Source organism: Polaromonas sp. YR568 (genome assembly GCF_943369675.1).
Taxonomy (GTDB): domain Bacteria; phylum Pseudomonadota; class Gammaproteobacteria; order Burkholderiales; family Burkholderiaceae_C; genus Polaromonas.
Genome location: NZ_CALROB020000024.1, coordinates 19,040 through 31,731 on the forward strand (window position 1 = coordinate 19,040; position 12,692 = coordinate 31,731).

The following is a 12,692-nucleotide window of genomic DNA, read 5'->3' on the forward strand; positions in this document are numbered from 1 at the left end:
GGGTGGGGATTTCAGGGCAGGTAGGGGAAAAGGCATGGCGTGCGCAGCGGCGCCCGATGCCGGGGCTGTGAAGGTCACCGCGCCGCAGTCACGGCGCCACGCGCGCTGGCTTCGCGCACACCGGCGCCGCGCACTTCGAGCTTGATCTCGTCGGCCACCTTGCCGCCGGCGTCGACCAGCTGCACCACATGCCGGCCCGGCCCGGGCAGCCACTGCGCCTGCGGGCCGCGTGCGAACTCCTTGCCGTCCATCAGCCAGCGCGTGCCGCGGCCCTGGGCGCTGAAGCTGATGCGCTGGTTTTTGGGCGGGATGTCCGGGTCCAGCGCGATGATGGTGCCCGAGGCCGGCGCGGTGATGCGGGCGGGGGCGTCGGGTTCGGTGTTTACAGGTTTACGGCCGCCCCTGGCGTGCCGCAAATCGCCCGCGCCTGAACTCATGGCAAACACCGCCTGCTCCGTGCCCTGGATGAACCACTCGCTGCGCGCCGCCTCCAGCGGCGTGCCGCCCTGCTTGCCGAACTCCGCGCGGCTTTGCACCAGGCCGGCAGGCGGCGCGGGCGCGCGGCTGCGTTCGGTCTTGTGCAGGTAGTTCATCAGCGCCGCCCAGATGGGCGCCGCGCCGCTGGTGCCGCTCACGTCCCACATGGGCGCGCCGCTGGAATTTCCCACCCACACGCCCACGGTGTAGCGCTGTGAGAAGCCCATGGCCCAGTTGTCGCGCATGTCCTTGCTGGTGCCGGTTTTCACGGCCGTCCAGAAGCGCGTGGCCAGCACGCTGTCGGTGCCGAAGGTGCGCGCGCGCGCCAGCGGGTCGGCCATGATGTCGGTCGCGATAAAGGCGGCGCGGGCATCGAGCGCAGGCCTGAACACGGGCTTGGGGTTTTTCGCGAGCGAGGGCGTGCTGTAGCGCCCGCCGTTGGCCAGCGTGCGGTAGGCGTTGGTGAGCGACAGCAGCGAAACCTCGCTGCTGCCCAGCGCCAGGCTGTAGCCGTAATAGTCGCCTGATTCCTTCAGAGGCAGGCCCACGGCCCTGAGCTGCTTGTGAAAGGCGTCGGGCGACACCATCACCAGCGTGCGCACCGCCGGCACGTTGAGCGAGGCGCCCAGCGCGGTGCGCGCCGACACCAGGCCCTTGAACTGCCGGTCATAGTTCTGCGGGATGTAAAGGCCGCCGGCGGTCTGGATCTGCGAGGACGAGTCTTCGAGCAGCGAGGCTGCCGTGATGCGGCGCTCGGCAATCGCCTCGGCATACAAAAAAGGCTTGAGCGTGGAACCCGGCTGGCGCAGCGCCATCACGCCGTCGACCTCGGCCGCGTCGCTCAGCTCACCCGAAGAACCGACCCAGGCCAGCACCTCGCCCGTGGCGTTGTCCAGCACCACGATGGCGCCGTCCTCGACGTGGCGGCCGCGCAGTTCGCGCAGCTGCTGGGTGAGGGTTTGAACGGCGAAGCGTTGCAGGGGGGCGCGCAGGGTGGAGCTTATGGTCTGGCTCTTTGAATTCGGGGAGCCCTCACCCCTGCCCTCTCCCGGGGGGAGAGGGAGCAAGGCGGGGTCATTGGCCGCCACCCTGGAAGAGGCAGGCTCGCCGGCATTATTCCCTCCAGCCTTGGACGCGGCAGGCTCACCGGTATTACTCCCTCTCCCTTTGGGAGAGGGCAGGGGTGAGGGCGCGCGAAGCGCCAGCAGCCTGCGCGCCACATGCGGCGCCACCCCTTCACTCGCATCAAAGGCCCTGCGCTGCAGCGCAGCCGCCGCAAACAGATCCAGCCCCTCGCAATCGACCTTGGCCGGCGCCTGCGACCGCCGCGAAGGGCCGCCCCGAGCAAGGTCAGCCCCCTCGGGGGGCAGCGCAGTACGCGAAGCGACAAGCGTGGGGGTTTGCATGATTTTGAGCACGCCGCAAGCGCGCTGCGACACCTGCGCGGCCTTGGCATTGGGCGCGCGCACCAGCGCGGCCGCCAGCGCCGCCTCGCGTTCATCCAGCCCGTGCGCGGCCTTGCCGAACAGCGTGCGGCTCAGCGCGTCTATGCCCACCATCTCGCCGCGAAAGGGCACGAGGTTGAGGTAAGCCTCCAGGATCTGGTCCTTGCGCCAGCGCGCTTCCAGCACCTGGGCCGACACCGTCTGCCCGACCTTCTGCGCCAGGCTGCGCCCGCCCGCGCCGGCACGCCAGTCCTCGTCCATCAAGCCCGCCAGCTGCATGCTGATGGTCGACGCGCCGCGCGTTTTGGTGTTCCACAAATTGCCCCAGGCCGCGGCCGACACTGCGCGCCAGTCCACGCCGCTGTGCTCGTAAAAACGTTTGTCCTCGCTGAGCACCAGCGCGGTGCGCAAAGCCGGCGACACATCGGGCAGCGCCACCCACTGGCCGCGCCGCACGGCGCTGTCGGTGCGCAGGCGCTGGAGGACCTCGCCGCTGCGGTCCAGCACCAGCGTGTCGGAAGGTTTGAAATCGCGCTTGACTTCGTCGAAGGTGGCGACGGCCCAGGCGGACGGGATCGCACCGCTGGTCAACAAAGTGGCCAGTGCGGAGTTTGCTAGGAAGCGCCTGGTGAAGCGAATCATTTCTTGGTGCAAAGTTTCAGGTTGGTCCGCGTCGCGCGCACCACCGGCAGATACACCTCCGAGTCACTCGGCGGATAACTCCCCGTGATTTCGGCGTCGGACTTCGCGGCGTCGGGTGCGAGGTCCTTCAAGGTGTGGAGGCAGGCGGCGCGGTCACCGAGCTTGAACTGCGTCAAAGCCAGGTCGTTCAGGACCCAGGCCGACTCCACCCAATGCAGGAAGGGCTTGCATTGCGTGGCAACAGGATTGATGACGGCCAAGGCGGCGGCGTAGTCTTTCGCCACATAGCTTTTCTTGAATTTTTTCTTCGCGTCGTCAATGCTCTTGCGCATACAAAGTGGTGACGGTTTGCGGTAAAGCCCCTCAAACCAGGCCCGCATGCCGCAAAAATCCCTGCAGGCGTCGGAGCCGTTGGTCGCGACCCTGACGTCCTGGCCCTCGGCTTTGAAGCTCAGCTGGCAGGCCGACTTCGCGATCTTTCCTTTGCCGTCGGCGATCACACCGTCCAGGCCGCAGATGTGCGCATTGGCCCCGACGGTCTCTATGCTGAACTTCCCGCGGGGCTGAACCTGCAGCGTTCCCCAGGCCCCGTCGCTGATCACGTACTCACCCTCGGCCGGCGTGCTGTACTGCGCCAACGCCAGGTTGGCGCCGAACAGCATCAAGGCATAGACCGCGAACTTCACTTCGCCGCCTCCACCTTCACCCGCGCGTTCGGCCACTCGCCGAACATTTCGGGCGCATACATGGCCTCGACACGGCTAGGGGGCAGGGCGAAGTCGCCGACGTTGTTCAGGCGCACGGTGTATTCCATCTTCACCACACCCTTGGGCAGGTATTCGTAATAGCTGCGGAAGGCCTCGAAGCTGCGCTCTTCAAAGGCGGGCCAGCCGGCGCCGGTTTTCTTTTCGCCGCTGGTCGCGATTTCCGAGTCGCGGCCCAGGCCGCCGCCCAGGATGGTCGCGCCGCCGGGCACCGGGTCGCTGATGACGACCCAGGTCATGTCGGCACTCGCGTTGACTTCCAGCGAGATGCGGATCACGTCGCCGCGCGTGTACATGCCCTTGACGGCTTGCTCCACCGGGGTGATGGTCTTCTTGATCTGGTAACCGGCGTTGAAGGGTTCCTTCAGCTGGATGGCCGCGATGGACTGCAGCGTGAGCCATGGCTTGCCCGGGCCCTGGTGAGTCACGGTCAAGGTGTCTTTGGCCGCACCGCCCCAGGGCAGGAACATGCTGTTGTTGCGCAGGTTGCCGGGCGAGGCGGGCGCGCCGAAGAAGGTGGTCTGGTTGGGTGCGCCGGCCGCGTCGGTGGTCTTGACGCGGTCGACCTTGGCCCAGTCCACACTCGCCACACTCGCGGCCGCGGCCGCCAGCGTGGCCTTGGTCACGCCGGCCACCGGCGTGGCTTCAAATTTGGCCGAGAACTTGTCCAGTGCCAGGCCGCCCCAGAGGTTGGCCGTGGTGGTGTGCCAGGCGCCTTTTTGCTGGCGCGCGATAAAGCCGTTGGCCAGGCGGCCCATGTCGTCCTTCCATGTGGGGTCGTCCATCACGGCCAGCATCAGGCGCGCGGTGTTGACGTCGCCGTTGGTCATCAGCCACCACCAGTAGTCGTCCTTCTCGGTGCTGAAGACCAGCTTGGTGCCCTGGAAGGACAGGCGCGAGCGCAGCACCTGGTTGGCTTCGGCCATTCGCTGCTCGCGCTGCGGCACGTCGGCCACGCGTTTGAGGATGTTGAGCCAGTCGATCACGGCGTGGGTGGGCCACTGGTTGGGCGCGATGGTGATGCTGCCCAGCATGCGGCCCTGGGCCTTGCCGTAGCGCGACAGCGCCTCCAGCGCGGCCAGCTTGCGCACGTCCAGGTCTTTGCGCGGGCTCCAGAACTCGCGCTGGATGCGGCCTTCCACAAAGGCGATCAGGCCGCGCTCCATGGGCGCGCGCGCATCGTCGGGCAAGGCAAAGGCCGGGTTGACGCCCGAGGCCTCATGCGTGGCGGCCAGCAGATAGGCCGTCAGCGCGTCGCTGCCGCGGTTGGCTTCACCATCGCGCGGCGGGAAGTAATTGGCCAGGCCGTCGCTGTCGAGGTAGCTGGGCAGCTGCGCCAGCACGGTCTGCCACAGCTTGCCGTCGCGCAGGCCTACGGCCTTGCTGGTTTTTTGCTCCAGGCAGATGAAGGGGTAGTTGGCGAAATAGTCGCGCACGCCGTCCATGCCTTCCGCCAGTTTGGGCTGCAGCGACATCTTCAGGCCGCCCCTAATTTGTCCATTAGCGGGCAGGGCGTCGGCCGGCGGGTTCACGTCCAGCGTGAAGGTTCCGTCGACCTGCACCAGCGTGGCCTGCTGCACCGTCAGCGGCACGGCCGGGATGATGCGCTGGCGCGCCTTCAGGCCGTCGCGCGCGCCGGTGATCGTGTCTTTCGCCTCGATCTCCCACAGGATGGCTTCGGCGCGCGTGAGCGCCAGCTGCGCGGGCGCGGTGACCATCCAGGCCACCTCGCGCGCTTCACCGGCGGGGATGTCCACCGTCTGCGGCTTCAGGTCCAGCAGCGTGGCGCGCGGGCTTACTTCCACCTTCATCGCGGCCTTGGTGGTGTTGCGCAGGGTCAGCTGCGCGCGGAACTGGTCGTCCTCGCGCACCAGCGGCGGCAGGCCGCTGATGATCTGCAGGTCCTGCGTCGCCTTGATGCTGGTCTGGCCGGTGCCGAAGAGGCCGGTGCCGGCATCCGCCACCGCGACGATCTTGAAGGTCGTCAGCGCGTCATTGAGCGGCACCGTCACCACGGCCTGGCCCTTGGCGTCCAGCACGATGTTGGGGTTCCACAGCAGCAGGGTTTCGAGCAGTTCGCGCGTGTTGCTGCGCCCGCCGCCGCCGCCGGCCGCCACGGCCTTGCGCCCGTAGTGCCTGCGGCCGATGATTTCCATCTGTGCCGTCGAAGTCTCCACGCCCCAGGATCTGCGCTGCAGCATCGCGCCCAGCAGGTCCCAGCTGTCGTTGGGCATCAGCTCCAGCAGCGCCTGGTCGACCGCGGCCAGCGCCACTTCGGCGTTGGCGGCCGGCTGGCCGTTGGGCAATTTGGCGGTGATGGTGACCTTGGCCTGGCCGCGCACAGCGTAGCTCTCTTTATCCGCCTTCACACTCACGTCGAGCTGGTGCGCCTTGGTGCCCACGCGGATCTCCGCCAGGCCCAGCCGGAAGGCCGGTTTGCTCAAATCCACCAGCGCGGTGGGGGCCACGTATTCGCGGCCTTCGTACCAGAAGGAGGTCCACCATTCACGCGGCGCCTTGTAGCCCCAGGTGAAGAAGCTGTACCAGGGCACCTCGCGCAGCCGGCCGCGCAGGGCCAGCACGCTGACGTACACATTCGGGCCCCAGCCTTCCTTGATCTGCAGGTTGACCGTCGGGTCCTGGCCGTTGAGCTGAACCACCTGGGTTTCGATCACGCCTTCGCGCTCAATCGCCACCAGGGCGGTGGCGAAGCGGAAGGGCATGCGCACCTGGAACTTGGCCATTTCGCCGGGCTGGTAGCTTTTCTTTTCGGGCAGCACGTCCATGCGGTCGTGGTCTTCGCCGCCGAACCAGAGTTCGCCCTGGCGCGTGACGTAGACATTGCTGGCGGCCTTGATGGTGTTGCCGTCCTTGTCCGTGGCCGTCACGATGAGTTCGACTTCACCCGGCTCGCCGAGCTTGGTCTCGCACAGCAGCAGGCCGCGCGAATCGCTCTTGCCGCTGCAGACGCTGCCGAGGTCTTTGGTCTCGGTCTTGTTGTCGTAGGTGTAGAAGCCGCCCACCATGCGCTTGCGGCTGGTGGTGGTGATGCGCGCCACGGCGTTCACTTCCAGCGACACGCCCGGTGCTACCTTGCCGGTCAGGTCCAGCGCCAGCGCCTGGAACCTGATTTTCTGGCTGGAGGACACCCAGCCCTCGGTCTTGATGCCCGCCACCACGGCGGCCGGCCAAACGGTGGAGACGCTGCGAATCGTCTGCACCTCACCGTTGGGGTCGGCGTAGGTGGCTTCCATCAGCAGCTCCTGCGGCTGCTTGTGCACGGGGATGTCGTTGATGGTGAGCTTCCCCGCGCCGTTGCGGTCCAGCGTCAGCGGCAGCTTGTCGGCGATCACGCGCTGGTCCTGCGAGGAGATGGCTTCTTCGTTGTCCTCCCTGGCGGCCTGGTCGCGGTTGATGCGCGGCGGCTGGAAGTTGAATTCTTCATAGTCGCTGTAGCTCAGCGACTTGGCGCGCACCAGCGCCGACACGCGCACCGGCAGGTTCACGGCGCCGCCGCCCGAAACGTAGTTGATCTGCACGTCGGTGGGCACCGACTGCACGTTGACCAGCGCTTTTTTCTCGGTCGGATTGATGCGTCCTTCGAGCACCGGCAGGCGGAACTCTTCGACGCGGAACTGCCCGGTGCTGAAGCTGCGGGCGCGGTTGCCGCGGCCGTTGCCGCTGTCGTTCTGGCCCTTGAGCTGCACTTCATACATGCCCAGCTTGGCGGCCGGCGGGATCGCAAAGGTGTTCTCCGCGCTCAGGCCGCCGGTGGCCGTCTTGCGCCAGGTGATGGGCTGGGTGTACTGCTGGCCGCTGCCCACGTGGGTGACGACCAGCGTGGCCGGCGTGCCCTCGGGCAGGCCGAAGCCCTTGCTGGTTTCGGTGCGCAGCAAATGTTTCATCGACACCGTTTCGCCTGCGCGCAGCAGCGTGCGGTCAAAAATCGTGTGGGCCCGTTCGTCGGGCATGGGGTCGCGGCTGGTCGGCACGTTGAAGCGCCAGGGCTCTATGCCCCGGTGCCAGTCGCTCCAGGTAAAGGCCAGGTCTTCAATGCCGGCCACGGTGCTGCGCGCGCTCACAAAATAGGCATTGCTGCCGTCATTGCCAGGGCAGCGTGGCGGCTCGGACGACAAGCCGGCAAAGTTGGCGATGCCTTGCGCATTGGTCACGGCCTTGGCGACTTCGGTGCCGTTGCAGCCCGAGACGCGCACCGTGGCGCCCGCCACCGGCGCGCCCTTGTCGAGTGTGGTCACCCAGGCCAGCGAGTTCTCGCGGCCAAGCTTGAAATGCACGCCCAGGTTGGTCACCAGAGCCGAAGTGCGCACATACATGGTCCGGCTGTCGCCGTGGCGTTCGTCCAGCAGCGAGCTGCCGAGTTTTTGCGAGGCGATCTCGACCACGTGGAAACCGGGCGCCAGCGGGATGCCGACCACCTCGAAGGGGCGCGGGTCGCCGCCGCCCACGGGCTTGGGCAGGTCCAGCGTCTTCACGCCGGGCTGGCCTCCCAGCAGCGACAGCATGCGTGACTGCACATAGTCCTTGCCCTGGGCGTCCAGCGCCTTGGGCAGCGGGCCCTTGACGTCGGCGGCGGCCGTCTTGCGCGAGACCTCGTACTCGTCGTAGCGCTGCACCTTGCGGAACCAGGCAATGATGTCCGCGTCGGTGCGCGGCTGCAGGTCGCTGACCTTGCCGGCCGGACCGGGCGCCAGGCCCTTGACCTGCAGGGCCGCTTCCACGTTGCGCAGCGTCACCGGCAACAGGGCCGGGTCGCCGGGTTTGGTGTTGGGTTCGGCGTAACGTTCAACGATGCCGAAGGGCGAGGCGGCAAATTTCGCCAGCGGCGGCATCGCGCCCGTCGCCACTTTCAGCGGAAAGCTGTCGGCATTGCGCAGTTCGCGGCCCGAGGCGTCCTTGAAGCCCCGGGGCAATTCCAGCGTGAACTGGGCCTGCTCGGCGAACATCGGCTTGAAGGTGACCGTGGTGACCACGTTGTCGCCGTCGCTGTTGCCTTCGTCGAAGGAGGGTTTCGTGTCCTTGTCGCCTTTGAGGCGAATCGCCTCGGCCAGCTTGCGCGGCACGGGGGCATTGAAGTTCAGGCTCATGGGCCGCATCGGCAGGCAGGCGGCCTGGGCGTTTTCGCGTTCGCAGGTGAAGCTGGCCGAGAAAGGCTCGCGCACCTGGAAGTTGTAGCGTTTTTCCACCGAGCTGGCCACGCCGCTGGGCGTGCTCACGCCCTTGCCGTAGACCAGTTGCACCTTGGTGGCCGGCGTCAGGCGCCGGTTGCAGGCCAGCGTCACGTAGCGCAGTGGGTCTTTGGCCGCGGCCTTGTCCAGGCCCTGCGACTTGAGCAGCTCGTCGCGCTCCTTGCCCTCGATCAGCTTGACGGGCACACGCTCGCCCAGGCCTTCGGCATTGCACCAGACGTTGTCGCGAATGCTTTGCAAGGTGGCCGCGCCGTTGAGCTGCAGCAGGAAGTACTGCTCTTCGTCGATGCGCTCATAGGTGCCGGGGCGCAGGTTCTGGATGAAAGGCCCGCCGGTGTTGAACTTGTAGGAAGTGGTGCCCGCCACGGGCTGGCTTTTGGGCGACTTGAAGGTGCCGACCACGTTCAGCGAGCAGCTCACGCCCGGCGGCAGGTCGTTTTCGAACTCAAAAGCCCATTCGCGCTCGCTGATCCAGCGGCCCGAGCCCTTGTTGGCCTGCGCGTCGCTGCAGCTCAGCGACAGCGGCGCGGGCGCTTTCGGGTCGCCGAAATTGACGGCCCCCTCATCGAACTTGGCGACCACCTGCCGCACCCGCGCGACCTCGCCCTGGGGCGAGAGACTGGTGATTTGCAAGGCCTGGGCATGCAGCGATACCGCCGCGGCAAGTAACAGGACGGCTTTTTTCATTGTTTGGCTCACGTTTCCTTCTCCTTCGGAAGGCCAAGGGTAGCCGATTTGCATGTAACAAGATGCTGCGGTGCCGGGGAAAATGCCGGGTGGGCGCCGGGGCGCGTCCAAGCTGCGGGGCGCCGCTAGACTCCCTGGGCGCAGGGCTGCGGTTTCCCCGGGCCGTGCGCCGCACGCTCTTTGAACCGCAGCCCATGGAAGACAGAAGATGGCGAATGATGATCGCACCCGGTTTGTTCCCAGGAGAACCACCGAATCTAGGTTGAAGGCACGGCTTTTGAACGGGCGTCCGCTATGGCCCGAGGCGGCTACTATCGGCCAAAAGCAGGCTATCAAGGATCACCATATGCGTCGGCTGTACCCTATCCCTGATGATTTCGAAGCGACGATTCGAATCCTCACTGCGCAGGAAGGCGGTAGAACGACACCCCCTCGAAACGGCATTCGCTGGGACCTATCGTATGAATTGGATTCCGAACCCAATCAAATCTGGATGGTATGGCCGGATTTCTTCGATGCGGCTGGAGACAGCCTGCCTATCAACGAGCCGTTGCCTGTCGATGTGCCCATTTCTGCACGACTGACCGTACTAAACGATGACCTTCGCAAGGAGATACACGGCGCACGCATTCGCGTTGGCCGAAAGTTTTACTGCGTTGAGGGGAGTAAGCGAGTGGCGATAGGCACGGTTACGCGGATAACCGGCTTGCACAGTGACCGGAAAAATGGCAATTAAACGCTTCGTGGAATGTCTGTTGTAAGCTGCGGACATTGCGCCGGCAACCATATGAACTCAACAGATAGCCCAGACACGCGTTGGCTCGCAACCCTCTCCAACGTTGATCGCGCCCGATTTATGGCAAAGCTTTTGCATGGGCTGTCCGTTGGTCAAAGAGTGCTTTTTTATGACGACAACCTGGAAGGGGCTCGGCAGCTCAATGAAGCCAACCATCAGATTGCAGGATTTCTTGTCGATGCCCTCGACGGTCGCATGCAGCGAATGTTCGGCTCATTCCTGTTCCAGTTGACTGATGCACAAGCCGGAGTGCAATTCGCTCAGGCATGGACCTCCGCAAAAGCCACTTTGGCGGCTGACGACCAAGAGCAGACATTGCCGCAGCCTTGAGACCCACCATGCACAAATTTCCAGTTCCCCGGCTTGCTGAAGCGACAGTTCTGGAATGGGCCGAAGAACTTGCTGCACGGCTCGGTTGTAGCTCCGCAGAGTTGAGGGATAACACTGAGGGAGTTGCCTTTCCGCATGACACGGTACGGGTCGAACTTGTAGATCAGTCAATTGTCGAATTCAAGAATTCGCTATTTGTCGTAAGCAACGCCAAGCGGGCGATCGCGGTATTTACCGAGCATTGCGGCCATCATGTTTTCCCCTATCACGAAGCGAAAGTCTCAGTGAACGGTCAACTGCGCTACTCTCAGCAATAGCTGCTACTGGTTTGGCTCATTGAACCCTGATCAGATGACGACATTCGGCCAGAAGCGGACATTTGATCCCCGGCGTTCTTCGCCTCAGTATTATTTCCCTGCACCCAAGTGACGAGATATCTAGCGATGATGTTTGCGATCGTGCTGGCAACCAGCCTGGCGCTGTCCGTCGTCTGGCAGCTACCTTATATCTACACGGTCACGGGATTTGCAGGATGGATTTTCGGTGGCCATTTGGTGACGATCGACGACGATTGGAAGGGCGGTTGGAGCAATCCCGGTGGAACAAGGTCTTTCCCATGGGCCGAGCTCTTGATAAAAGCCGCGATATTCGCCGGACTGCTGCTAACCTGCTTTGTCTCTCCAGCAATCCGCCAATTCGGCGGGTGAGCCTGGCGTCACATTCAATGGCTTGTGCCGGCTGCTATCGGCCAGAAAGGGGAAACCGTTGACATGTAGCTCCCTTTGCCAAGTGAACATCCAGCAAGCGCACCCCCCGGATGCCCCCATGATCGCCTCCGTCCTGCAGGACGCCGAACTCTGGCTGGCCGGCGGGGGCAGGGCACTCTGGCCGGCAGCCGCCATCGGCGACGAACGTGTCCTGCAGGACACCAGCGCGGGGCTCTTCCACGTCGCCCGTGACGGTGAGCAGATAGTTGGGGTCATGAAGTTCGAGCTGGAGGACGCCTATTTCTGGCCCGAGATCCCGCCGGGCACTTCGGCCTTTGTTCACAAGCTCGCCATTCGCAGGGCATGGGCAAAGCAAGGGATCTCGACTGAGCTCCTGGCGTATGCCCGAACCCGCGCCCAACAGCTCGACCGTGCCCACCTCCGGCTGGACTGCGTCGCGGACCGGCAAGGGCTGCGGAAACTCTATGAAGGATTCGGCTTCGCGCTGCACAGCGTCGTTCAGAAAGGAGCCACCTCATTTGCGCGGTACGAGCTCCCGACGGCTGGATAGCAAAAACATTCGGCCAGAAGGCGGCAACGGCCCGCGTGCAAGAATCCCGCAAGGAGATTCGACATGCTGCAATGGCTGAGAAGAAAGCGCGAACCAGCAACAACGGGGGCAGGGGATACGGACGTAGCGGCATTGAGCGAGGCGTTTCCTCCGCAGGAAATATGCTGGCGCGCCGACGCCAGCCTGCCCCTGCCCGATTGGCATCAGCAGCCGTGGCCTGAAGAGGGGGATGCAGATACGCTGCACCGTCACGCCAACGGCTCGGCGGCGGCCTGGCTGGACGCGACGGCAGCCGCCTTGACCGACCGATACGCGCGCGCCGAATCGGCCAACTTCATGCTTCTTTCCGCGCTGGAGCCGCGTGCAACACGTGTGCTGCTGGATTACCTGGAACGTTCGCGCAAGAGGGTGCTTGCCGCCCTTGCGGGAATCGCCGCCGACCAGGGTCACGGAAAAACAGTGGTCATGGTGTTTGGGGAGGAGGACCTCTACTACCAGTACATCGCCAATTACAGCAGCGATTCGTCTCAGCCTGAGGCACACAGCAGCGGCATGTTCATCGATGCGGGTTATGGGCACTTCGTGTTCACCCAGAGCGGCTTTGAAATCATGGAGCCCATAGTGGTCCACGAAATGACCCATTGTCTCGTTCGCCATCTGCAGATCCCGGCGTGGTTGAACGAAGGCCTGGCCGTCAACACCGAGCACAGGTTCGTCCCGGTGCGTCCGCGTTACCGCCCCAATGAACTGGAATACCTGTTTGCCAATTTCTGGGATGCGTCCACGATCCAGGAATTCTGGAGCGGCAAGTCTTTCCTGCGGCCCGACGACGGCCAAGCCCTCAGTTACGAACTGGCCGGGCTGCTGGCGCAGCTCTTGGGCAAGGACTACGAAGTGCTCACGCGCTTCTGTGAAGCTGCTAGCTTCCAGGACGGTGGGGAGGGCGCGGCGAAGACGATTCTGGGAATGGGCCTGGAAGACTTCGCTGCGATTGTGCTCGGGCCTGGCGCATGGAAGCCGTCCCCGGCGCTGTGGACTGATGGCACTGAAAAAGGCCAGTTTTAGC

General features: G+C 64.7%; 9 protein-coding genes. 6 read left to right on the forward strand and 3 right to left on the reverse strand.

Going from position 1 to position 12,692, the window contains the following annotated elements; all coding sequences use genetic code 11:
- Positions 1–74: 74 nt before the first annotated feature.
- The 3 genes from ACLV8F_RS14400 to ACLV8F_RS14410 are packed head-to-tail and all read right to left on the reverse strand — an operon-like array spanning position 75 to position 9,222.
- Positions 75–2,564: a transglycosylase domain-containing protein gene (locus ACLV8F_RS14400; protein ID WP_411884883.1), complete on the reverse strand. Its 2,490-nt coding sequence runs from the start codon at positions 2,562–2,564 to the stop codon at positions 75–77.
- On the reverse strand, positions 2,561–3,286 hold the full coding sequence (locus tag ACLV8F_RS14405) for a hypothetical protein (protein ID WP_411884884.1): 726 nt from the start codon (positions 3,284–3,286) through the stop codon (positions 2,561–2,563). The genes ACLV8F_RS14400 and ACLV8F_RS14405 overlap by 4 nt, the downstream gene beginning before the upstream one ends.
- Positions 3,247–9,222 carry an alpha-2-macroglobulin family protein gene (locus tag ACLV8F_RS14410; protein ID WP_411884885.1) on the reverse strand — a complete coding sequence of 1,992 codons (5,976 nt, stop codon included), beginning with the start codon at positions 9,220–9,222 and terminating at the stop codon, positions 3,247–3,249. Before ACLV8F_RS14410 ends, ACLV8F_RS14405 begins: the two co-directional genes overlap by 40 nt.
- 208 nt (positions 9,223–9,430) lie before the next feature.
- On the opposite strand from ACLV8F_RS14410, the gene ACLV8F_RS14415 reads away from it, so the two are divergent.
- The 6 genes from ACLV8F_RS14415 to ACLV8F_RS14440 all read left to right on the forward strand — a co-directional run bounded on the left by ACLV8F_RS14415 (position 9,431) and on the right by ACLV8F_RS14440 (position 12,691).
- Positions 9,431–9,958 carry a hypothetical protein gene (locus ACLV8F_RS14415; protein ID WP_411884886.1) on the forward strand — a complete coding sequence of 176 codons (528 nt, stop codon included), beginning with the start codon at positions 9,431–9,433 and terminating at the stop codon, positions 9,956–9,958.
- 51 nt (positions 9,959–10,009) lie between these two features.
- Positions 10,010–10,348 (forward strand): hypothetical protein, encoded by a 339-nt coding sequence (locus ACLV8F_RS14420; RefSeq protein ID WP_411884887.1) that lies wholly within the window; start codon positions 10,010–10,012, stop codon positions 10,346–10,348.
- A gap of 8 nt (positions 10,349–10,356) precedes the next feature.
- Positions 10,357–10,665, forward strand: coding sequence for a hypothetical protein (locus tag ACLV8F_RS14425; RefSeq protein ID WP_411884888.1), 309 nt, complete (start codon positions 10,357–10,359; stop codon positions 10,663–10,665).
- Positions 10,666–10,794: 129 nt separating this feature from the next.
- Positions 10,795–11,055, forward strand: coding sequence for a hypothetical protein (locus tag ACLV8F_RS14430; protein WP_411884889.1), 261 nt, complete (start codon positions 10,795–10,797; stop codon positions 11,053–11,055).
- 118 nt (positions 11,056–11,173) lie between these two features.
- On the forward strand, positions 11,174–11,626 hold the full coding sequence (locus ACLV8F_RS14435; protein WP_411884890.1) for a GNAT family N-acetyltransferase: 453 nt from the start codon (positions 11,174–11,176) through the stop codon (positions 11,624–11,626).
- A gap of 63 nt (positions 11,627–11,689) precedes the next feature.
- Positions 11,690–12,691, forward strand: a complete 1,002-nt coding sequence (locus tag ACLV8F_RS14440) for a hypothetical protein (RefSeq protein ID WP_411884891.1) — start codon at positions 11,690–11,692, stop codon at positions 12,689–12,691.
- Position 12,692 lies beyond the last annotated feature (1 nt).

Coding starts and splice junctions, on each gene's coding strand:
- ACLV8F_RS14400 (WP_411884883.1), bottom strand. CDS start 2,564: ATGATTCGCTTCACCAGGCGCTTCCTAGCAAACTCCGCACTGGCCACT.
- ACLV8F_RS14410 (WP_411884885.1), bottom strand. CDS start 9,222: ATGAAAAAAGCCGTCCTGTTACTTGCCGCGGCGGTATCGCTGCATGCC.
- ACLV8F_RS14420 (WP_411884887.1), top strand. CDS start 10,010: ATGAACTCAACAGATAGCCCAGACACGCGTTGGCTCGCAACCCTCTCC.
- ACLV8F_RS14425 (WP_411884888.1), top strand. CDS start 10,357: ATGCACAAATTTCCAGTTCCCCGGCTTGCTGAAGCGACAGTTCTGGAA.
- ACLV8F_RS14430 (WP_411884889.1), top strand. CDS start 10,795: ATGTTTGCGATCGTGCTGGCAACCAGCCTGGCGCTGTCCGTCGTCTGG.
- ACLV8F_RS14440 (WP_411884891.1), top strand. CDS start 11,690: ATGCTGCAATGGCTGAGAAGAAAGCGCGAACCAGCAACAACGGGGGCA.
- ACLV8F_RS14415 (WP_411884886.1), top strand. CDS start 9,431: ATGGCGAATGATGATCGCACCCGGTTTGTTCCCAGGAGAACCACCGAA.
- ACLV8F_RS14435 (WP_411884890.1), top strand. CDS start 11,174: ATGATCGCCTCCGTCCTGCAGGACGCCGAACTCTGGCTGGCCGGCGGG.